11 protein-coding genes and 1 pseudogene are annotated in these 23,230 nt (G+C 37.2%); 6 read left to right on the top strand and 6 right to left on the bottom strand.

Annotation, left to right across the window (positions count from 1 at the left end; genetic code table 11):
- Positions 1-717: 717 nt before the first annotated feature.
- From Q0380_RS08810 to Q0380_RS08790, 6 genes and pseudogenes are all read right to left on the bottom strand, one after another.
- Positions 718-1,596: a hypothetical protein gene (locus Q0380_RS08810; protein ID WP_298962806.1), complete on the bottom strand. Its 879-nt coding sequence runs from the start codon at positions 1,594-1,596 to the stop codon at positions 718-720.
- Positions 1,597-1,626: 30 nt separating this feature from the next.
- The gene (locus Q0380_RS08805) at positions 1,627-2,040 is read right to left on the bottom strand and encodes a hypothetical protein (RefSeq protein WP_298962803.1); all 414 of its coding nucleotides are present in this window, start codon (positions 2,038-2,040) and stop codon (positions 1,627-1,629) included.
- 760 nt (positions 2,041-2,800) lie between these two features.
- Positions 2,801-8,293: a calcium-binding protein gene (locus Q0380_RS08800; protein ID WP_298962800.1), complete on the bottom strand. Its 5,493-nt coding sequence runs from the start codon at positions 8,291-8,293 to the stop codon at positions 2,801-2,803.
- 27 nt (positions 8,294-8,320) lie between these two features.
- Positions 8,321-8,701, bottom strand: a pseudogene (locus Q0380_RS10520) (calcium-binding protein); the annotation flags it as partial.
- 147 nt (positions 8,702-8,848) lie between these two features.
- On the bottom strand, positions 8,849-13,774 hold the full coding sequence (locus Q0380_RS08795; RefSeq protein WP_298962798.1) for a calcium-binding protein: 4,926 nt from the start codon (positions 13,772-13,774) through the stop codon (positions 8,849-8,851).
- A 151-nt stretch (positions 13,775-13,925) separates the two neighbouring features.
- Positions 13,926-14,750 (bottom strand): hypothetical protein, encoded by an 825-nt coding sequence (locus Q0380_RS08790; RefSeq protein WP_298962795.1) that lies wholly within the window; start codon positions 14,748-14,750, stop codon positions 13,926-13,928.
- A gap of 266 nt (positions 14,751-15,016) precedes the next feature.
- Between Q0380_RS08790 and Q0380_RS08785 the strand changes: the two genes are divergently transcribed.
- The 6 genes from Q0380_RS08785 (at position 15,017) to Q0380_RS08760 (ending at position 23,229) form a co-directional block, all read left to right on the top strand.
- Complete coding sequence (locus Q0380_RS08785; RefSeq protein ID WP_298962792.1) at positions 15,017-17,365, top strand: type I secretion system permease/ATPase; 2,349 nt, start codon at positions 15,017-15,019, stop codon at positions 17,363-17,365.
- A 137-nt stretch (positions 17,366-17,502) separates the two neighbouring features.
- Positions 17,503-17,739 (top strand): hypothetical protein, encoded by a 237-nt coding sequence (locus tag Q0380_RS08780; protein WP_298962788.1) that lies wholly within the window; start codon positions 17,503-17,505, stop codon positions 17,737-17,739.
- A gap of 3 nt (positions 17,740-17,742) precedes the next feature.
- A complete protein-coding gene (locus Q0380_RS08775; protein WP_298962785.1) occupies positions 17,743-18,024 on the top strand; it encodes a type II toxin-antitoxin system RelE/ParE family toxin in 282 nt (93 codons plus the stop codon).
- Between the two features lie 24 nt (positions 18,025-18,048).
- Positions 18,049-19,350 (top strand): HlyD family type I secretion periplasmic adaptor subunit, encoded by a 1,302-nt coding sequence (locus Q0380_RS08770; RefSeq protein ID WP_298962782.1) that lies wholly within the window; start codon positions 18,049-18,051, stop codon positions 19,348-19,350.
- Positions 19,351-20,484: 1,134 nt separating this feature from the next.
- Positions 20,485-22,335: a TolC family protein gene (locus tag Q0380_RS08765; protein WP_298962780.1), complete on the top strand. Its 1,851-nt coding sequence runs from the start codon at positions 20,485-20,487 to the stop codon at positions 22,333-22,335.
- 411 nt (positions 22,336-22,746) lie between these two features.
- Positions 22,747-23,229, top strand: a complete 483-nt coding sequence (locus Q0380_RS08760; protein ID WP_298962777.1) for a hypothetical protein — start codon at positions 22,747-22,749, stop codon at positions 23,227-23,229.
- Position 23,230: the final 1 nt, after the last annotated feature.

Here is a 23,230-nt window from a genome sequence, read left to right as displayed (position 1 = left end):
ATGGTGGCTAGGTTATTTAAAGGGGCTGGGGTTTAAATTTTAAGGGGAGAGAGGGCTAAAGAATAGCTTCTTTGAAGGTTTGCGCAGTTGTTGATTGAACAGAATACATCCGACAAGCTTAAGAAAGTAATATATACGGCAAATACCATAGATATAGCAAAGCTCTTGCCATAAACGGACAAATACTATAAACATACAGAGGATTTTTCTAATCTAGCTAAGTCTCTAGAAAATAACCGGGACGAGCTTACTGCGTATTTCAGATATTCTAAAGCTATTAGTAAGCCCATTTAATCCATTAATTCCATAATCCATGAGTTTCATATATAGGTAGCTTAAATTTCTCAACCAAATCAGCATTTTATCCATTGCAGGGATATTTTCTTATAAAAGTCTTTTTAGTTAAATTTTAAACTCGTCTCTTTTATTCCTTTTAGGAGCATTCTTTGCTAAAGCATTACTCTTACAAGCAGATAGAGTGACCTCCATCCATCTCTTTATAGATATTTTATGTAAAACCCCGCTTTAAGTATACGCAGCCTTACTTTAATAGGAATTTGAGCATTGACAGGGGTATCAAAGATATTTAGGATATTTAAATCATCTAAGCATCATTAAGCATTAAAAAAGACTTTTAAATGTCGAAAGCATCTATCTGGCCATCCACTCTTTTAATCAAACCTAAGTAATGCCTCTAATCAAACCAAGCCACCTATACTATAGCCCAACCAAATAATGCCTAGTTATCTCTACTCTTGAATGCCCCATATCTATAGACACTTGAGCTAAAGCTTGCATATGACTCATACCCTTTTCACGTAACTCTTCATATCTTTCTTGAGCGAAGTTATATCTAAGCCCATGTGTTCCTCTTTTGTCCGCTCCTGCTGCTTTTAGATCCTTTACGTACGCATTCTTTGGGGCATAGTATCCAGATTCCTTAGCAAGCTTTAGCTGCCTTATAGTCTTATCGCTTAGCTTTTTAGTACTGTAGCATAAGCCGTTCTTACTGCCGAGTATGGTTATACTATTATCATCGTTGATTTCCCATTTGCTTGAGTTGATAGCGTCATCCAGTCTTAGTCCTGCCTCCAATTGAAGCTTGGCGGATATATAGTATAATGAGCTTAGTTGCATATTGTTTATGATCTTATATGGGTTTTCATAGGCTCTGTTATAATGCCTTTTACGAAGGTTCATACCCTTTTTCTTAAATTCTTTCCGGATATCCGTAATATCCTTTCCCGATACGTTTAGACCTAGCTTACTGCAATTATCAAAGCTCTTAGCTAATGCCGATATATAGGTATTAAGCGCTCCGCCGCTTATTTTATTTGCTTTTTGCAGTAGCCACTCTCTTGCACTGCCGGCATTGATGTTTTGCATTATTTTTTGACCGTGCCTAACTTTAAGAAATTCTATATATTGAGTAGTTACCGCTCTTAAATTTTGAATGCTTTTAATGCTATGGGCGTATGCGCTCTTTGTATGACCATTTTGTCCTTTAAGCTTACTATTACGTCTTACGTTACTTTTTGATATTCCGATACCGTTTGCTTGCCTCATAATCTGAGAGATAATAGCCTTAGCGTTCATTCTAGTGTGCAGAGCCATGATTATATACCTTTATCTTTTTAATAGTCTTGCTACGCTTGATTTACTGGTTTGTATGCCGTAGCGTTTCCATAGAATATCTGCTATTTTTTGATAGCTATGGCCGCTTTTATGTAGGGATTTTAAGCAATCCTTATAATCTGCTATTTTTGATTTGGTCGGTTTTTTCTTTGGGCCTAGTAGCTTTTTATACTCTTTATTTACTACTTCGCTTAAGGCTCTTTTATCTACTTTCATATCTTTATAATAGTGCAATATACCATTAAGTGCATTATCCGCTCTTTTTTTATCATGCCTTGCTCTACTAATATATGAGATAAAGGTATTTACTAGCCATATAAGTTCATTCTGATCAGCCGTTTCTTGAGCTTTATCGTTAAAGACTCTTATGCCTTTCTTGACTCTTAAAAGATTTTCGTAATGCATATCTGCTCCTTTGTGATAGATTTTGTGGTAAATTTAAAGATTACCGGTCTATTATAATGTAGAAAATAAAAAAGCTTGGGATTCATTATTTTCATGCAGCTTTGTTGCCTTTTAATAGCTTTGTTGTTCTTTTCGGTGGCTCCGTTGTCTTTAGAAAGCTCATCGTTTTTTAAAAGTCTTATTGTACTTTGTTGTTTTCAGAGGCCTTATTGCTTTTTAACAGCTCATTGTTTCTTATAAAAAGGCTTGGTGATAGAAGAATGGTAAAATCTGATATGCGGATGTTTTGAAGGGTATGAGAGGTAGGGGGGGGGATTATGAGGGATAAGGCATTTGTTTTTCGGATTGGGTTTTATGCGGAGGATTCCAGGGGTTGGTTTTAAATGAAATATTTTGTTGAAGGGCGGATATGAGTTGGGATTTTAGGAGCGTAAAGGGTAAAAATGCATAACTTACAGAATTTTAACCTCGCTCCTTTTAAGCTCTTTATGAAAGGGGAAGGTCACAAGCATAAAAACCCATGTAAGGATGGAGATATTTGCAGAATTTGTTTATACTCATGCAAGCATTTTAAATTTACGTATCAAAATTTAATCATTTGACTAGCTATGGTTTTAAAATGTACGTCAACTTATGAGGCGGCGTTTTAAATGTGCCGCCTCATATAAAATTTCTAACCTAAAGCGATATGCCGGTAGGGAATGAAATGCCGGCATAATTCTAAGACATAACCCTTAAAAGGTATAATCCTAAATAACCCTTAACTCATATAAACTTGCATGTCATCCTTGCGAATATCTCTTGGGTTAAATTCCAAAGCTTCCGAGTTATCGGCGTAGATATTTAGCTGCTCTATGATCTTGTTTACGGTATCTTGGCTCAAGAAAGCATTGCCTTTCAAAGCCTCTTCTTTGCTGATGCCTGAGACGGAGTCTAAATTTGCAATGCCGCTAGGACTAAGAGCTGAATTAAACTCGGATGTGTTTAAGTCTACATCGTTGTAAAATTTTGAAACGATAGCTTTTAATTCATTCTTATCGCCGCTACCTAAAATCATATCCCAGCCTGATTTGGAATTTGAACTATCGCCGGAGCTTTTTGAAAGAGGCGAGATTTGATCTTTATTATTCATAGACATATTGGCATCCATCGCCAATGCGGTAGGTTTGGCATTAGCAATATAGGTTTTACCGAATGCCTTATAGATATCTTGCGCCTTAATATTCCAGTAGCTATTTATTTGAAATTCCTCTACGATGCTATTCTTATTACTGAAAAAGCCTTTTACTTCCAAGACGTCTTTATTATTCGCATCGATCGGAGTGGTGCTTATTTTTAGATTTACTTCATCCGAGCTGTAATATATTCTATTGCCTGGCTTTTTAAAGATCACTTTATCGTAGCCTCCAAGATCAGCTATATTCTTTATGCCGCCTGCATATTCAAAGGTATTATTTTCTCTGCCTCCTACCATAGTGTTTGCATCGCCTATAGGTTTTGCTTGCTTATCTATAAAATCACTTCCTAGAATTTTGCCGTCTTTGAATTGAAATTTTAAATTTATCTTTACATTGTGGTCTTTGATCAAGATGCTACTATTTGATAGTTTATCCGAGATAAGTAACGAATGGTCGATTAAATTTAGATTAAATTTAACCTCGCTGCTTCCTATGTCTTTAAATTTGACTAGATCGTTATCTTTAAAATTTTCTATCGTATCATTTCCGTCACCCCTAGAAAAGACGAAGGTATTTTTGTCATCCATACTTATGCCGGGATTACCGTAGATATCGTAGCATCCTCTTAGCGTATCATTGCCGCCACTACCTTCAAGGATATTATTAACTCCATTACCTCCTATTAGGATATCATTTCTATTGCCACCTTTGATCTCATTATCCATATCGTTGTAGCCATGCAATTCCTCGTTTTTATCGGTACCGATCAAGGATAGCCTTTTAATATCATCAAAGCCTAGTTTATCGTCGTTAGCGAACTCAAAGGTTTGTATCTCCTGTGCATTTCTATTATACTTTATTATATCCGACAGCATAATCGAATCGCCCGCTGAGTTACGAAATGAAATTTTTAAATTATCGTAGGTTTTATTGTTCTCATCGTAGTCTCTAGCGTCAGTATTTACACATCTTCCTGCTAGCAAATCCTCTTTTCCGATTCCTTGAGCGAATTTAATCCTATTTTCGCGGGTACCAGCATATATAGTATCGGCTCCATCGCCTTTATTATATATAAAAGTGTTATTGCCAGAATAGCTTCCGTACAAAATATCATAACCTTTGCCACCTATGATAAGATTATCCTGATCAGAGTTGCCAAAAATAGTATCTGCTTCATCCGTGCCGATTAATGCCAATTTTTCGATACCTTCAGTGTCAAGCTCTTCGCCGTTAAAGAATTTTATCCTCTTTATTCCAAAGCGACCAAATGAGATAGAATCATTCTTTGAGTTTTTAAATTTAATGATCGTACCTTCTGGAATATGTTTTACTATGATATCCTCTTTTGTGATACCTTCGCCCAATTGAAGCGTATCGGTATCCCCATAATCAGCTATAGTATCGTTGCCATCGCCTTTATTAAATATATAAGTATCATCTCCCCAGCCGCCCTTTATTACATCATCTCCTTTGCCGCCTTCTATTATGTCATCGCCACTACCGCCATTTATAGTATCATTCCCTTCTCCACCATAGATAGTATCATCTCCTTCATCTCCGCTTATCGTGTCATTACCGGTTCCGCCATAGATAGTATCGTTTAGCTCTCCTCCTTGGATCTCGTCATCTCCACCCAAGCCGTTCATAACGTTATTTATATCATCATAGCCGTATAGAAGATTATTTGTATCATCACCCGTCAATGCTAATTTTTTAATATCCTCAAAGTTTAGCTTATCGCCGTTTTCAAATTCGAAATTTTCTATAGTCAAATCTTTATTGCTGCATTTATCTATAATATTTCCTCTAAGAAAAACGGCGTCGGTATCATTATTTTTAAACCCTATCTTAATATCCATTACTCTATGAGTATCATCATATTGGCTCAACTTCTCTTTATTTTTTGATACTGATACTACCAGATCTTCTTTCTTAATGCCCTTGCCAAATTTTAAAGTATCGTTACCCTCAATGTCGTAAATATAATCTACTCCATCGCCTTTATTATATACATAGGTATCATCTCCGCTGCCACCGTATAGATTATCGTTTCCTCTTTCTCCGATTAGAATATCATTACCTTTTTCTCCATTTAATCCATCATTACCATCTCCTCCGATTAAGGTATCATTGCCGCTATTTCCACAAAGGGTATCATCCCCGCCATTTCCTTCTAAAATATTATCGCGATGGCTATACCCGTATATATCATTGTTCTCATCGTTTCCGATTAAAGATAGGTTTAAAATATCGTCAAAGCTTAATTTGTCTCCATTTTCAAATACTAATGTTTTATGTGAGTATTTTTCATAGATACCGCCGTCTTCGGATATAATATACTCCATAGATATACTTCCTTGCTCTCCTTTAAGTGATATAACTAAATCTTGATACCTTGATCTTGTATAACTATCATATTTTACTTCGCCTTTAGTTACAATGATATCTTCCTTGTTTATACCTTTACCAAATTTTATGATATCTTCTCCTTCATAATCATGGACTGTATCGTTGCCATCGCCGATATTATAGATATAGGTATCGTCTCCTTCGTTGCCTCTTAAATGATCATCTCCTTCTCCACCGATTAAAATATCATTCTTCTCATCTCCGTAAAGCCAATCATTTCCACCATTACCTATAAGAGTATTGTTTGAATCTTCAAAGCCCTTTATTGTTTCTCCTTCATTAGTACCCACAAGAGATAATTGCTTGATATCTTCAAAGCTTAATTTTTCTCCATTAGCAAATTCAAAATTCTCTATGGCGCCATTAATTCTGGTTTTATTTTCAGTAAGAACATTTTTTAAAGTTATAGAATCGGCTTCATTATGTTTAAATTTAATGATTATATCTGTTGCATTATTTAAATAAGACCACTTCTGATTGATATTAGTTGAAACAATTAGATCCTCTTTTTGTATGCCTTCACCGAATTTAAGAGTATCTACCCCATCGTTATCTTCTATTATATCATTGCCGTCACCTTTATTGAATATGTAAGTATCGTCTCCTATACCGCCATTTAGAGTATCGTTGCCCCTATCTCCTATTAAGGTATCGTTGCCGCTACCGCCCTCGATTAGGTCGTTGCCGTCTCCGCCATACATAGTATCATTCCAGCCTTGACCGTAAAGCTTATCGTCTCCGCCTTCTCCTTTGATAATATTGTGTGTATGAACATAACCTACAATGTTCTCGTTATTGTCGGTACCAATCAAAGATAGCTTTTTGATATCTTCGAAGCTCAGCTTCTCGCCATTAGCAAATTCAAAATTCTCTATTATGTTGTTATCTCTATTTTTGTTGCTATCGATAACGTTTTGCATAGTGATGGAATCATTTGGGGAATTTTTAAAGAATATGGCTATATCCGAATATTCCTTTCGTCCAGTACGATCATCCATTCTTGCAACTCTTTTGACGATGAGATCCTCTTTGCCAATTCCTTCGCCGAATTTAATAGTATCGGCTCCTTGATTGTCAGTTATAGTGTCGTTGCCATCGCCTTTATTAAAGATATAAGTATCATCGCCGTATCCGCCATTGAGGGTATCGTCATTTTTATCGCCGATTAAGATATCATTACCTTCGCCACCGTCAAGAAGATCGTAACCTGATCCGCCGTTTAAGATATCGTTACCATTGCCTCCACCAAGTATATCGTTGCCGCTTTCCCCAATGATGGTATCGTCTCCTATCATACCATAAAGCTTATCATTATCTTCTCCGCCATTTAAAATATCATCTCCTTCGCTGCCACTTAGAATATCATCTCCTTTATTTCCATAAAGGATGTCATTTCCTGCGCCGCCATCAAGTTTATCATTGCCATCCCCGCCGATTATAGTATCATTGCCGCCTTCTCCATAAATTTCATCATCTCCACCTAGGGCGTTAAAATTATCATCTTCATTGCCAAGGCAGATTTTATCGTCACCTTGGGTTCCTTTTATGGCCGAATTATCAAGTATAGTTTTATAGTCCCAAATAGAGCCGTCTTTAAAAAGGATATTTTCTATGGCATACTCATATTCACTATGCGCATGAAAAAAGCCGCTGATAGTTATAACATCATTGGAGATTTTAGAGCTTATGATTAAATTATTAAATTCTCTTTTTAAGATTACATCATCGGCATTAAAATCATTAAATTTAATAGTATCTTTGCCATTTTCGTCGTCTATGATATCATTACCATCGCCCTTATTAAAGATATAAATATCGTTTCCGTTGCCACCTTTTAGGATATCGTCACCAATCCCCCCGGTTAAAACGTCATTGCCCTCTTCTCCGTAAAGCGTATCGTTCCCTTCACTGCCGATTAGAGTGTCGTTGTCGTCTCCACCATCAAGCCTATCATTGCCCTTGCCTCCAATCAAGATATCATTGCCGCCTTGCCCATTGATTACGTCGTCTCCATCAAGCCCGTTAATTTCATCATCTAAATTTGTCAGAAATATTCTATCATTTTCGTTGGTGGCGACTATAAATTTTTCATTTAATAAATTGTATATACTTCCATCTTTGAATTTTATATATTCTATAGAGTTAAAATAATATTGCTCTTCCAAAAGGTAAAATTTGCGAATCGTAATACTATCATCCGAAATTTTAGAATTAATTACTAGATTATTTCCGTCTCTTTTAATCTCTATATCACTATAATTAAAGTCATTCAATTTAATAACATCTATACCACCGCCATAATCCACTATAGTATCTCTTCCATCACCTTTATTAAATATATAGATATCGTCCCCGTACTCTCCTTCAAGTATATCATTACCGCCATTACCGATAAAAGTATTTCGATTAGAAAGAAAACCATGAATAGTATCGTTGGCATCACTTCCGAAGAGAGGTAATTTTTTCATCTCCTTAAAGCCTAGTTTGTCACCGTTGGCAAATTCAATTGATAATGTATCTATAGAGTTTACATCGATGCTATCATTTGTATTATTCTTGAAAAAAAATTTTATGCTGGTTTCATTATATGGACTTCTATTTATAACCAAATCTTCTTTATTAATTCCTTCTCCAAATTTAATTACATTATTCCCAATATCGTCCATTATAGTATCGTGCCCATCGCCTTTATTGAAGATATAGATATCGTTGCCTTCTCCTCCAAATAATTTGTCGTTTCCTTTACCTCCAATTAATGTATCGTTGCCGTTATCTCCAAATAGGGAATCATTTCCTTTGTTGCCATCGATAATATCATCTCCGTCATTACCCCAAATTTTATCGTTGCCGAGGCCTGCATCAAATATATCATTTTTCCTAGTAAGATATACTTCGTCATCTTCATCGGTAGAGCTTAACGGAACCAGTTCAAGTATTTTATTAAAATCATAAATGCTTCCATCCGCAAATGAGATAGTTTTTATAGGGTTGTTGCTTATACTTATTTCTGGGTTTGCATAAAAGAAATTTAAAATAGTTATACTATCGTTAATCTTTCCTTCATCGCCTTTTATTAAGATTATAAGTTTATCTCGTTTTCTTACAAAGCTTATATCTTCTTTGTTTATACCTTCACCAAATTTTATTGTACTAGATCCTCTGATATCGTTAATGATATCGTTCCCATCGCCTTTATTAAATATATAGATGTCATCATCGCCTTACCCATAAAGTTTATCATCTCCTTTGCCACCGTTGATCAATTTGGTGTAACCATTGCTACTAATAATATCATTGCCATCACCACCTTCTATAATATGAGGAGTATTTATATCTGCATGAATGATATCATCACCTCCGGTTCCTATAATTTTTATACTATCAATATCACTAAGTTTTATAATCTCTCCGCTTGCAAATTTTATATCTTTAATATTGGCTTGATTGATGACGATACTATCGTTAGGACTATTTTTAAATGATATTTTTAAATCCGAAGCGGAATTGATCACATTAAATTCTAAATCATTTTTAGAAATTCCTTCGCCAAATTGCAAAGTATTAATTCCGCCGTAATCCGCTATAATGTCGTTACCATCACCTTTATTAAATATATAGGTATCATCGCCATAACTACCACTGAGCGCATCGTTACCCGCTCCTCCTATTAGAATATTGTTTTTGTCTCCACCGAAAAGCGTATCATTACCTCCGTTGCCGATTAAGATATTATTTTCATTGTAATATCCATAAATTGTATTATCGGTATCGTCTCCGGTAAGAGATAACTTTTTAATCTCATCTATACTCATTTTATCGCCGTTAGCAAATTCAACAAGTTGAATATTAGTAGAAGTAAAAATAATACTATCATTAACATTATCTTTAAAAGATAAAAGTATATATCTATTGTAATCTTGCGAGATGATCAAATCCTTTTTATCTAATCCAACACCTAGTTTGAGAATATTATTACCTCCGTGATCGATTATAGTGTCTGTACCATCTCCTTTATTAAATATATAGGTATCGTTGCCCTCCCCACCATTAAGCCAATCATCTCCTTTGCCACCGTTGATCAATTTGGTGTAATTATTGCCTCTAATATTATCGTTGCCGTTGCCCCCTTCTATAATATGAGGAGTATTTATGCCTGCATGAATAACATCATCTCCTTCGGTTCCTATAATTTTTATGCTATTAAAAATATCGCTAAGTTTTAAAATCTCTCCATTTATGAATTTTATATTTTCAATATTAGCTTGATTGATGATAATACTATCATCGGGGCTGTTTTTAAATGAAATTTTTAAATCCGAACCGGAATTAATCACATTAAATTCTAAATCGCTTCTAGAAATTCCTTCACCAAATTGCAGGGTATTGATTCCACCATAATCTGTTATAATATCGTTGCCGTCGCCTTTATTAAAGACATAGGTGTCATTTCCGTAACCGCCGTTTAAGGTGTCGTTGCCAAGACCGCCATTTAGTGTATCGTTACCGTCTCCACCTTGCAAATTATCACTGCCCATGCCACCAATTAAAGTATCATTTCCATTTTCTCCGTAAAGGGTATCGTTACCGTCTCCTCCAAATAGTTGGTCATTGCCATCATCTCCATGCAGCTCGTCATTTCCGTCATTTCCATTTATGGTGTCGTTGCCATTATTTCCATAAAGTACATCGTTTCCTTCATTGCCGCCGATGACATCATCTCCATTGCCGCCCCAAATTTCATCGTTACCAAGACCTCCGTCAAAAGTATCGTTGCCGTCAGTGAGATATAGCTTGTCGTCTTTATCGGTAGAGCTTAGCGGAGTAAGCTCAAGGATTTTATTTAAATCATAAACGGTTCCATCGGCAAAATCTATAGTTCTTACGGTGTTGTTTCCGATTTCAGGATTTACGGAAAAGAAATTTTGAATAGTTATGCTATCGCTACTTGTCCCGTCTTTGCTTTTGATAGATAGTATAAGCTTATCCAATTCTCTTTTTAAGCTTATATCATTAGGGGCTATGCCTTCTCCGAATTGTATTTTATCATCGCCTGCTATATCATAGATAGTATCATCACCATCGCCTCTGTCAAATACATACATATCATTGCCGTATCCACCATAAAGCGTATCGCTACCTTTGCCTCCGTTTATAAAATTATTCTCAGAATTTCCATGTATAAAATCATTACTATCTGTTCCGCTTATATACGTATTAAGGCATAGAGATAATAATTTATCATCATTGCTGCCTAGCTTTACGAGATTTTCTTTTAAATTCTTTTGGAATATAGGTTTATACGCGCTAGAATCTCGAACGATACCCATTAATTTGATAATTTCATCATATTTCCCGTCTTTATATAGCCGCATAAGTCTAGAATTCAAAGCATCAAATTTATAGCTTAGCTTTTCACCTTTTTCTAAGCTCATCTTTTCCATATCTAAATTTAAATCGGAATATGTAGTTTGAAGCTCTATAGAGGCATAGACATAATATTTAAAGGTATTGATTTTATCATTAACTCTATTAGAAGCATTTGGACCTGGATTTGCACCCCGCCAGCTTTGATTAAAAGGTTTGCCAGTGATCTTTTCATATACGGCCATATCCCTTGCTTTTACATCGCCCCTCATTGAATTTTTATCTATTGCTTCTACTCCTGCCCATTCGTAGATCAGTTCATCAATATGTTTCTTTCTATCTTCAGGGCTTAGCATCAGATATAAATTTATTATTGTAGCCAGTTTTTCGTTCTTGCTTGCCGCCACTCTTAGAGAGTTTAAATTTCCACTAGCCACTACTTGAGGTAGGGCTTGGATTTCTAGCGGAATTTTGTTTTGATCTGCTATTTCCTCGGTATCTTTTAAATTCACTTTAAACCATATATCATCTGCCTTAACCTTAGTACCATCATTTAAGGTAGCATCAGAAGTTTGCCTGATAGAATTTCCGTTATTATCGGTTAAAATTTCTTTATAGTTCAGATCGATGGATTTCACTTTATCGCTTAGTTTGATTAATTCTCCTTCATCAGTTACGGCGTTAGAGTTTTTATCTTGCCATAATAGAAGCTTATCAAAGTCTTTATCATTTTTATCGATTATGCCGTCGTTATTGGTGTCAAATTCTTTAAGGGCGTTAAAGCCATTAGTATTTCCGCTAGTATGCGAATAGTAATTATCGCTTAAAGTATAGTTTCCGAATAGCTCGCCTCCGTTATCTATCTTGCCGTTTCCGTTTCTATCATACGCCAATAGTGCATCATCTTTTTGTATCCATCCGGTGGCTTCGGCAAAGCCGTTATTATCCAGATCGAAGTTTCTAGTATAATCCAAGCTTAGAGTATTTATGCCGTCGTTGTTTAAATCTATTACTATAGGGGAACTGTCAGTTTCAGGATCATCCGGGTCGCGGTCGTCATCGATGATTTTGCCGGTACCGGATTTTAATATCTTGGCTTTTAGTTTATCTGAGGTTTGGATGATTGTAGGAGTTACATCAAATTCCCTATCCTCTTGTTTGTCCGTATTGCCGTCCCATGTATAGGTATAGGTATTTCCCCGCTCATATTGCGCTAAATTTAGATTGTATTTTTTGATATATTTTTTACTTGGATTTCCGAAAAGATATTTTTTATCTCCTATCCCCAATATAAGAAATTCGCCCTTTTCGATAGAGCCTTGTAGCGAAATATTAAAATCTAACGACTTTTTACCGCTATCTCCTTCGTTTGTTTGGTTGTCACTTATACTTATACCTATCTCAACTATATCGAGAAGGGTTATCCCAAGACATGCATTCCCACTCTCGTCCTTAAAATCCTGTCTATATCCATTGATCGTGATTGTACTACTGCCTTTTTTGACGATCAATTTTCTATCTTCTAATTTATACTCCGTCTCCCCATCTTCACTTATATATACTCCTTTATCCTTATCATATGCTCCGCCCGTTAAGATCGTGCCATTGAAGAAGACTCTACCCTTACCGTCGCTATCAAAGATGACGTCTTTGTTTCCTGCGTAATAGGTATCAAAACCCTTGCTGCCTATTAATACATCTTGCGCTTCATCATCGGTATTATTTTTATCGTTCGAATACAGTATATCGCCATATTCTGAGCCTACTATAGTATCACTTCCTTTTCCGCCGACATAGGTTATGCCGTTTTTTACATATTCTTTATAGTGATTTTTTACATTAAATAATTCGCTGAGCAGAGGTTCGCTAAAATTTATATTTTTAGTCTGAAATTCGACAAGCCGATCATCCTTGTTAGTTCCATACATAACAAGTTTGTCATTTTCGTCTAGGTAGTTTATAACGCCTGAAGATTTTATGCGATTGTATTCTTCTTCAAATAGACCCATGGCTTTATAAAAATCAGGGTCGAAAACTTTGCCATAACCCTTTAAACTATCTAAGTTGTATTCTTTTAACTCTTTCATAGCCTCATAGTTACTTTTATTCATACTCCCTGCGTCTATACTTGCTTCACCCGTAAATTTAATTTCGACTTTTTTCCCTATGCTGCTAGGATCTGCTATTTTATTTAATATATAATTTACTAGTCCGCTACCTTTACCTCCTTTAAAATCAAAATCTCCTGCCTTAAATTGATACTCTACATCTCTCACATGGCTAGGGTTGAGATTTTCATCCAAAACATACCGAATTTTAGAGGTATTAAGCCCCACGTCCATGCTTCCGAATGTAAAAGCCAGTTTGGCAAAGTCTGGATTGTCTATATTTCGGTTGTAAAGAGATATTCCAGCAGGGTGTTTATCGAGTGTTGGTTCTTTGGCTACATCGTATGTATATGATTTAGGCTTACCATTCTCACCTAATTCATTATTCCCTTTATATTCTCCATAAAATAGATTTGCAAATTGCTCCTGAGTTAAAAAATATAATCCATTTTCAAACCTCTCATATTGACCTTCGTTCAATGTCGCATTTCCATTGTTTAGCTTATTTCCGCTTACGGTTTTACCGCTAAAAAATGTTTCAAATAATTTAAAGTCTTTTGCGTTTACAAAGTCTCCGGCCTTTTCTAAAAATTCTTGCGCTTCGACTTTTAGTGTTATATTTCCCTCCCTATCTATCCATTGAGTATCGGCTATTTTCTCCTTTGAAGGAGCCATTGGCTGGCCCCATATATACCAAGATAGAATTTCCGCAGTAAAATTATCATTGCCTCTTAAAATTAGTTTAGCCGCTATTGTTTATCCTTTGTGTTGAAATTTTATTTTTTGATTTGAAATTTGCTTAGTAAATTTCAAATGATCAGGCTTTTCAGCCGCCTTTAAACAAATCTTCTCTTACCAAACGATCCGCTATTTCTTCGACATTGTTTTTATAAATTTTAAAATCGCTATTGCCGCATGTATCGATTTTTAAATAATAATTCTTTTCGCGCGATTCATTTTCTATGGTGTTGTCATAATATTGTTTTCCTTCTGACAAATCTTTTATGGTATCTCCTTCGTATATCGTAATCGTAGCATATCTAAATTCGAAATTATCATACAATATAAAGCTTTTATCAAAATATAAAATATATTCGCGCAAACCGCCGTATTCTACTATAGGCTCTTCGAAGCCAGCCATTCTATTATTTAAATTTATCTTTAGCTTCTCCGCGATATCTACGGGCTTTATTTGAAATTTCTCGACAAAGATATTTCTATATGGCCAAGCGGCTTGATTTTTACTTTTTTCTATCTCATACTCTTTGGATAGAACTTCCAGCCAATCATCGTTATTAAATTTATCCGTCTCATAAAAGCCTACCTTAACGGCAAATTCTCCATTGCCGTAGTTGCAAGTCTTGCTGCCGTATACATAGTAGCATTTGTCGGTAACGACGGCTTGAAACAGCATACGTCTATTTAAAAGATCTAAAATTCCGCGCTTAAATCGCTCCTCTTTGGGTAAAATTCTATCCTCTTTTAAACAATACCCCTGTTGATATTTGTTATAGCCAAAGATAGAAACGACAGCAAAACCTCGCGAAGTGGAGTAATCGGGAATTATACGAATAAATGCGGCGCAAAGTATTATTATAAGAAGCAGCGTGCCTGCCAAGGCTTTAAATTTAATAGACCTGTAGAATTTCATATCAGTCCTTTTCTTGTTATCCCTTGGCGCGGATTATATAGCCGTATTTATAAAAGTATGCTTAAGCTTATAAAATATTCCCGAGCTTTGTTTTAAAGCGGCTTCTTAAATTTTTAGCGCTTTCCTAGCTATTCATTCCCGCCGTGCTATTATTGGTTTCACAAATTTCCCCAATCCCTTAAATTTCTTTAAAATTCCTTCCGAATTTAAGCCCCGTTTCAAATATACTTAATAGAATTCCTTCAAATTTTACTCAAAGGTATCCGATGCAAACCGCCCTGGGCTCGCTAGGTCTGATAGCCGCCGTAAATCATATCCCATTCGATGCCAAGGCGCTTATAAATAAATTTGCGCTAAGCAGCGAGGAGCCGCAGATCGAAGAGCTGGTGCGTATGGCTAAGCATTGCGAGTTTAAGGCTAAAATCAAAAAGCTAAATCTTTCAAATTTGATGCGCTATAAGCCTCCCTTTATCCTTCAGAAAAAGGATGGAAGCTACTTTAACGTCCTAAAGATCGAGCAGCAAAGCGAAGCGGATATTAAAGCGGCAAACGCTAGCAAGACGGCAGCCGATCTAAATAGCGCAAATTCCAAAGACGCGGCGGGCTCTAAGGAGATATTAAGCCCTGGCGGCGACACGACAAATTCTTTAAACTCATCTTCATCCGCATCGTTCTCTTCTAGCGCGCCGTCTCCATCCTCCGCAAACTCATACAATTCCTCCGCCAAAGAATCTAAAGCCTCCCGCTCATCCAAATCCTCGCAAGAACGAGAAGTAGCCGTTAAATTTATCGCATTTGACGGCGGAAATTCCGTAAAAGAGCTAGGCGCGAGCGAGCTATTTGATCTTTGCAGCGGCGAGTTTATAGTGCTAGCCCATAAAACTTTAAACTCTCAGATAAAATTCGGCTTTGCCTGGTTTTACAAGCGGATGTTAAGTTTTAAAAAGGTCGTATTTGAAGTGCTTTTGGCTTCATTTATCATGCAGCTTTTTGGCCTAGTGACGCCTCTTTTTACGCAGGTGGTGCTCGATAAGGTTCTAACCCATCATAGCATTAGCACGCTAAACGTCATTGCATTTGCATTTTTGGCGACCATCATATTTGAGATGCTTTTAAGCCTAAGTAGAAATTATATATTCGCGCACACTACTACTAAAATTGACGCCAGGCTAGGAAGCGAGCTTTTTAGCCATTTGGCTCTGCTTCCGATGACCTACTTTGAGAACCGTAAAGTTGGAAACATCGTTGCTAGAGTGCGAGAACTAGATAGCATAAGAGAGTTTATCGCAAATAAAAGCGTAAGCGTGCTACTTGATATTTTATTTAGCTTCGTATTTGTCTTTATGATGCTGCTTTACAGTATTAAACTCACGCTGATCGCAATCGCATTTATAAGCGTAATTGCTGCGATCTACTTTTTTATCACGCCGGTGCTTAGAAAGAGGCTGGAGGATAAATTTCAAATGGGAGCTGCTTCAAACTCCTATCTCGTAGAAGCGGTAACCGGAATGCAGACGGTGAAATCTCTAGCGATCGAGGGCAGTATGCAAAAGATGTGGGAGGAAAATCTAGGCAGATACGTCCGCTCATCTTTTAATCTTTCAAATTTAAGCAACGTCGCAAGCGGCTTTGCCTCCGCACTGCAAAAGCTTATGACGCTTTGCATCTTATATTTCGGCGTAGGGCTCGTAATAGAGGGCAAACTAAGCGTCGGTCAGCTCATCGCCTTTCAGATGTTTGCAGGGCAATTTAGCGCTCCTGTAATGAGGCTCGTGGGTCTTTGGAATGAGTTTCAGCAAGCCCTTCTTAGCGTTGATAGGCTAGGAGATATATTAAATACTCCAACCGAGCAGAGCACCGATAAGCCGATTGCGCTAAATAATATAGAAGGAGATATAAAATTTGACGCCGTAAATTTTAGATACAGGCCGGATCTAAATTTAGTGCTAAAAGATATCAGCTTTCACGTCTCTCCTGGCAAAAGCGTAGGCATAGTCGGCAGAAGCGGCAGCGGTAAAAGCACGATTACGAAGCTGATCGAACGGCTCTATCTGCAAAGCTCGGGCGCCGTTTATATCGACGGCATAGATATCAGACATCTAAATCCCTATCTTTTGAGGCAAAACATCGGCGTAGTCCTTCAGGAAAACTATCTATTTAGCGGCAGTATCAAAGAAAACATCGCCTTTGCCGCAAGCGGAGCGAGTATGGAGGAGATCATTAGAGTTAGCAAGATCGCAGGCGCTCATGATTTTATTGCAGAGCTTGCAGGAGGTTACGATACCTTCGTAGGCGAGCGCGGCTCCAGCCTTAGCGGCGGACAAAAACAGCGCATCGCAATCGCTAGAGCGCTCATAAATAATCCTAAAATTTTGATCTTTGATGAGGCGACCTCTGCGCTTGATTACGAAAGCGAAAGCATCATCAATAAAAATTTAAGCGAGATCAAAAAAGGAAAAACCTTCATTATTATAGCCCATAGGCTAAATTCCGTTAAGAATTGCGACGAAATTTTAGTGCTGGATAAGGGCGAGATCGTAGAGCGCGGAAAGCACGAGGAGCTAATGGCATTAGGCGGCTACTACAAGAGCTTATATGATAAGCAGCTAGGATAAGCCGAAGGGCAGGGCGGGATAAAATTTTAACGCAAGAGCGCTTTTAAATTTAAACCCATTTATTGCGCGTCGCCGCCTTTAAGAGCTTTATTATAAATTTATGGCATAATTCAATTAGATTTCTACAAGGATAAACTATGCTTGCATCGATAAATATTCAAACGTCAAACGCTAAAACGCTTAAAGCCATAGAGGATATAATCGCAAATGATCCTACCGCCGTTATTAGCTATAATGGGCCCGATTATTTAAGCCCGCAGGATGAAGCTAGGCTTATGGAAATTTCAGATGCAGACGATAGAGGCGAGCTGAAATATCGCTCGCACGAGGAGCTGTTGGAGCACCTAAATAAGCTTTTTAAAAAAATGGCCTAAGATATGAAGCTTGTCTACAGCGAAGAATTCCTTAATGATTTGGATAAAATTATTATGTTTATCGCGCAGGATAGTCCCCAAAGGGCGGCTAAGCTTGCGGATGATCTGATTGTTAAAATTTCAGATATTCCAAATCGCCCGTATAGTTTTAGAAAAAATCCTAAACTTAACCGTAAAGATACTAGGGATCTGGTTTTTAAAGGCTATACGGTGCCGTTTCGCGTAAGCAAAGACGCCATAAAAATACTAGCGATATTTAAACGCAATAGCCATGCTATGAAATAATTTATTAGATTAAAGTTGCAAACAATGCTAAAAATTTTCAAAAGAATAGAGGATGATTCAAACGAGTTTAAGCCTTTATTGATCGAGATAGAGGATGCTCCGCAAAACCCTTTAGGAAGATCTATCTTATGGATCGCTTGCGGGGCTTTGATATTTGCCGTGCTGTGGATGGTATTTGCCAAAGTGGATATCGTAGTAAGCGCTAACGGCAAGGTCGTGCCCGACGGCGAGATTAAAATTTTAAAATCACTCGAAAGCGGCGTCGTCTCTAAGATTTTAGTAAAAGAGGGCGATAGAGTAAAAAAGGGCGATCATCTTATCTTAATCGATCCCAGCGTCTCTACGGTAAATTTATCCACCAAGCAAGAGAGCTTGGCGCTACTTGAGTACTCGATAAAAAGGCTCGACGCTCTAAGCTCGGGCAAAAGCTTAGACGCCAATATCAGCGCAGATGAACTGAGCTTATACAATACGCAAAAATCAAACTACGAAGAGAGCATAAACGTCTATAATCTAAAAATGCAAGCTTTGCAAATGGGGATAAACTCTACTAATTTAGAGGTCGAGAGACTAAGTGGTATTTTAAAGATAGATGAGGCACGGCTAAGCAATCTAAATAAAGTAAAAGATATAATAGCGCGCAAGGATCTATATGAACTCAAATCCAAGGTAATCGAGCTAAACTCCAATCTTAAAATTTCAAAAGAGAAGCTCGCCGAACAAAGGGCAAATTTAGATGAGCTAGCCAAAGAGCTGGAAGCCTTTAAAAGCCAAAGCATATCTAAGTGGCTCGATGAGATGCTAGCCAAGCAGAAGGAAGCAAGCTCGCTAAAAGCAGAGATCAACGCGATCTTGTTTCAAACCAGACAGCAGATCATATCCTCTCCGGTTGACGGCTTTGTGGGAAAGCTACTCGTAAATACGCAAGGAACCGCCATAACTAATCAAGAAAATTTAATCTCAGTAGTGCCTAGCGACAAGCCTTTAATCATCAAAGCAAACGTGCTTAATAAAGACATAGGCTATCTGGAAAATAATCAAAGCGTGGCGATTAAAGTTCAAACCTTCGACTTTCAAAAATATGGCAAGCTTGAAGGCGAGCTCATCCACATAGCAAACGATGCGATAAACGATGAGAAGCTAGGAGAAATTTACGAAGTAAAGATTAGACCCGATTCTACATTTTTAATCGTAGATGGGATCAAAAAGGAGATCGAGCCCGGTATGAGCGTAACTGCCGAAGTAAAAGTGGGCAAAAGGCGCGTAATAGAGCTATTTATCTATCCCGTCATCAAATACCTGGACGAAGGGCTTAGCGTAAGGTAGGGAAGGAAGAGAGGTGGGCGGCTATTTACCGTTTTTTATTTGTTCAAATATGACTTGAAATTTTAGAACAGATACAAGAATTTCTAGATTTTTTAGTAAGTAATCGTTTTTGCCGCTATAGTCCTTTATCATAATCTATCATCAAATCCCCTAATCATATAAAAATTTGGCGCATTTTACCCTTTTATTCTTATGTAGTATTTAAAATTTAAACTGCTTTACCATATCGAATTTAAAGGTCTTTTGCTGCTTTAAATTTTAAAATTTTACTTCGCAGTATCGCAAAATTATAAAGCATAGAAGTAAATGCAATACACGATATAAAATAGGTAGCTATTCACATACCAATAAACACCAAAGCAGCCATCCATCAGATTATGGAGCAAACAAATGATATAGGAATATAAAAGAGCGATGAAAAGACCAAATAATGAATAAAAGGATAAAGTAGATATTCTAAAAGCTCATGCACTCATAACACCAAAAGCGAACATTGAAGCTTAATAGTTGCAGCGAAAAACATCTCATAGTATTAAAAGAAGTCATAGAGCATTGCAATCACAAAGAACAATATCTTTTAAGCTTATAACTTTTATAGTTATGATGATTAAAAAATACGTGGGTGTGTTTTTAAATTTACGTGTAGCTGTAATATACAAAAAATATAGTCGAAAAAAGAAAACCCCCATAAAAGCGCTAAAACGTCTCAAACAAACCCAATGGAGCAAAAAATGGCGGAACGACATATCATATTATCCGTCAAGAGCCTATCGCCTCTTGACGGATAGCTCCATTCTATCGGTATTTATAATTTATACGCGGCACACTTCATAGCGTAAAATGAGACGAATGGGAAGGCAAATGAGACACGACTTTTATGGATTCTGCTCCATTTGATCCGCTGCCCCATTACGCTCTTGCAGCTTCTCTTTTGCGATCTCGCCTAAATACTCTTTCTTTAAGCGTTTTAGAATTTAATATACGCCGACGCTTTACGGATCGGATATGTCTTGAAGCGCTTGCTTTAGTCTTTCAATTTTTAAGACGAAACTTAAAATTTCATCCGCCGTTTTATAAAATTTTAATCCCCTTTCGTATAAAATGCATTAAAATTTCATTTATAAAGAGCCTAATTTGGATAAATTTAAACCTCATTCGGATAAATTTAAAATAGCTTTCACCGTTTTTGCTTTGATCTTGGGCGCGGGCACGTTAAACGCAGCGGATCAATTTAACTCCGCCGCACCGAAACCCATCCCAGATAGAGCAAATGTGCAAAGATTCGCTTCCGATAAAACGAGTGTGCAAAAACCTACCTCTAATAAAGCATATACTCAAAATCAAACTGACATACCAAAATCCTCTCTTGATAAAACTATCGCGCAGGGATCCGCTCCCAACAAAACGTCCATTCAAAACCAATCAATAATGCAAAAATCCACGTCCAATAAAATATTGGCACAACAATCCACTCAAACTCAAAGATCCCTACAAAAGCTAACGTCCGATAAACAAAGTGTATCGAGCAAGCAAACCCCGCCAAACACTCAGAGCGCTTTGGAAAAATATCTCTCCGCTCCCGAGACTGGCCCCAAACAAGATAGCTCGCAAGACGCCTCAAAGGATTCAAATCCCAAAGCCGAAGCCCCTACTAAAATTTATAGACTCGACAGATCAAAAATACGGGATATAAATCAAAAAAGATTGGACGGGCAGCTTGATTCAAATTCAAAGGCAGCTCCAAGCTCCTTCTCCTTCGACGCCTTGTTAGAGCATACTTTAGCCAATTCACCGAGTTTAAATTTAGCCAGACTGGATGTGCAAAGCGCTCGCAACGAGCTAGAGTATCAAAAGGCCTCGCGCTATCCCGAGCTTGGAATTAATGCCAATAGCGAATACGCCAAACGCTACGGCGCCCGCTATAATTCCGTGCAAATCGGCGACGATAGTCTAGTCTCGCAAAGCGGCTACGGCAACTCCGTCTCGCTTGTGCTGCGCCAAGATATATTTAAATTCGGCGCGGATGAGTTAGCGATCGAAGCTGCCGAAGAGAATATCAAACAAGCAGATCTTAAAAGATGCTCTTCGTATATGGATAGTTCCATTAAGCTTTTGGAGCTTTACGACGAGGCGCTCGGATATAAAAACAGAATAGAAATCTATGAGCGGTTAAAAGATGCCTACGAGATGCTTTATATCTACGAAAAAAGACTATCGGGCGCAGGCGAGCTAAGCAAAACTGTCCTGGCAGATCAAGCTATAGCGCTAGCCGATACGAGCTATGAACTGTCTCAATTAGAACTAAACGCAAATAATGTTTTAAATAAAATTTACTCGCTTTCTGGAGTTAAAATTCCAAACGTGTTTTATCTTTCGGATCTAGGCGGAGCTAATAGTATCAGCTCAGACTTCGTACCCTTTGAAGATAGCGTAATTGCCAAAGGATTTGATCATGAATTAGCCGCAAATGAGCTGAGCATGAAATCGCAAGAGAGACTTTATTATCCTACCGTTTCGCTCTACGGCAGATATGATCTTTACGGTAGCGACAGAGACGACTTTAGCCGCGCCGGAAAGGATGTCAAAAGACATGGATATAGAGCGGGGCTTACAGTGCATATGAGTCTATTTGACGGAGGCAAGCGCGCCGCACAGATCAAAGAAAAGCAGATAAATAAAGAGAGGATTTTATCTAAAAAAGAAGAAGCTAAATTAGAATACGAAAAGCAGATCGCAGATCTTAAACTATTTCTATCTAAAAAGGACGAATACGATAAAATCCTATCTAATTCCTCTAAAATTTCAAAAGATATCCTAACTATGCAAAAAAGATTAAATGCCGGCAACGAAAGCTCAAAGATAGATGTTTTAAACTCTCTAATAGCTTCTTTAAAAAAGGAATTAGCTCTTAAAGAACATACGCAAAAAGCTAGCTTTAATATCAAAAAAGCGGAATTAATGTCTAGATACGGAAGGTGTGAGTAGGGCGCTCGGCAAGCTTATGTGAATAGCTATCTGTTTTACATCGCGTCTTGCATTCGGCTTTAGGCTTTGTATTTTGCAGTGCTGAGAAGTAAAATTTTAAAATTTAGAGCAGCAAAGAACCTTGGAATTTGATATGGCAAAGCACTTTTAAATTTTAAATATGCCGTAAGAATAAAAAGGTAAAATGCGGCAAAATTTTTATGTGAGTAGGGGATTTGATGAGAGATTGCGATAAAGAGCCGGTAGCGGCAAAAAGCTCTTTATAACGCAAGCGCTAAAACGGATAAACGCTCTGCTAAGCAAGCTCTAATAAAACAAACCCTACTTCCTACTATATATTTATGAGCGCATAGGCGAATATAAACATATCGTAAAATCTAAGATTATTAAAAATTTCTTAAGGAGGAGAGAATGGCATTTGTAGCAGAATATATTTCGAAAGAGGACTTGAAGAAATATAATGTTATAGACACTGTTAATAAAATTAGGACAAAATTTAGAAAACCTTTATTGAGCGATCAAGATATTAGATGGTTAAATTGGGTAATAGATAAACAAAAACAGACTTATCTTATCTTTATCGGTAGCCCTCAATTACCGGATCCACGAGATGGCTATACGGGCGAGGATATTTGGTTGCTTCATTATAAAGGTAAAAATATTGAGCTTGATATAAGGCGAATTTATGATGATACAACGAGTAAATATTTCACGGAAAATCCATTTAAAATCAAATATAAATTCCGAAGTGTAAATTCTGACATTGGGGGTATTTCGATAGATGAGCTTTATAAAATTTTAAATGAAGCCTTGTCTGAGTATGGTAGTGGCGGTATTGAAAATAGGGAATATGTTCCAAAAGAACACGAAGTCGTAACTTTTCTGCACGATTAAA

The organism is uncultured Campylobacter sp. (assembly GCF_937959485.1).
Classification (GTDB): Bacteria; Campylobacterota; Campylobacteria; order Campylobacterales; family Campylobacteraceae; genus Campylobacter_B.
Note: the sequence above shows the minus strand (reverse complement) of the source record. Positions and strands in the feature narration are given on the sequence as shown.

What these genes read in the sequence shown, in the direction of transcription:
- Q0380_RS08810 (WP_298962806.1), bottom strand. Translation starts at nt 1,596, where the DNA reads ATGAACGCTAAGGCTATTATCTCTCAGATTATGAGGCAAGCAAACGGT.
- Q0380_RS08805 (WP_298962803.1), bottom strand. Translation starts at nt 2,040, where the DNA reads ATGCATTACGAAAATCTTTTAAGAGTCAAGAAAGGCATAAGAGTCTTT.
- Q0380_RS08800 (WP_298962800.1), bottom strand. Translation starts at nt 8,293, where the DNA reads ATGGACGATATTGGGAATAATGTAATTAAATTTGGAGAAGGAATTAAT.
- Q0380_RS08795 (WP_298962798.1), bottom strand. Translation starts at nt 13,774, where the DNA reads ATGGCTCCTTCAAAGGAGAAAATAGCCGATACTCAATGGATAGATAGG.
- Q0380_RS08790 (WP_298962795.1), bottom strand. Translation starts at nt 14,750, where the DNA reads ATGAAATTCTACAGGTCTATTAAATTTAAAGCCTTGGCAGGCACGCTG.
- Q0380_RS08785 (WP_298962792.1), top strand. Translation starts at nt 15,017, where the DNA reads ATGCAAACCGCCCTGGGCTCGCTAGGTCTGATAGCCGCCGTAAATCAT.
- Q0380_RS08780 (WP_298962788.1), top strand. Translation starts at nt 17,503, where the DNA reads ATGCTTGCATCGATAAATATTCAAACGTCAAACGCTAAAACGCTTAAA.
- Q0380_RS08775 (WP_298962785.1), top strand. Translation starts at nt 17,743, where the DNA reads ATGAAGCTTGTCTACAGCGAAGAATTCCTTAATGATTTGGATAAAATT.
- Q0380_RS08770 (WP_298962782.1), top strand. Translation starts at nt 18,049, where the DNA reads ATGCTAAAAATTTTCAAAAGAATAGAGGATGATTCAAACGAGTTTAAG.
- Q0380_RS08760 (WP_298962777.1), top strand. Translation starts at nt 22,747, where the DNA reads ATGGCATTTGTAGCAGAATATATTTCGAAAGAGGACTTGAAGAAATAT.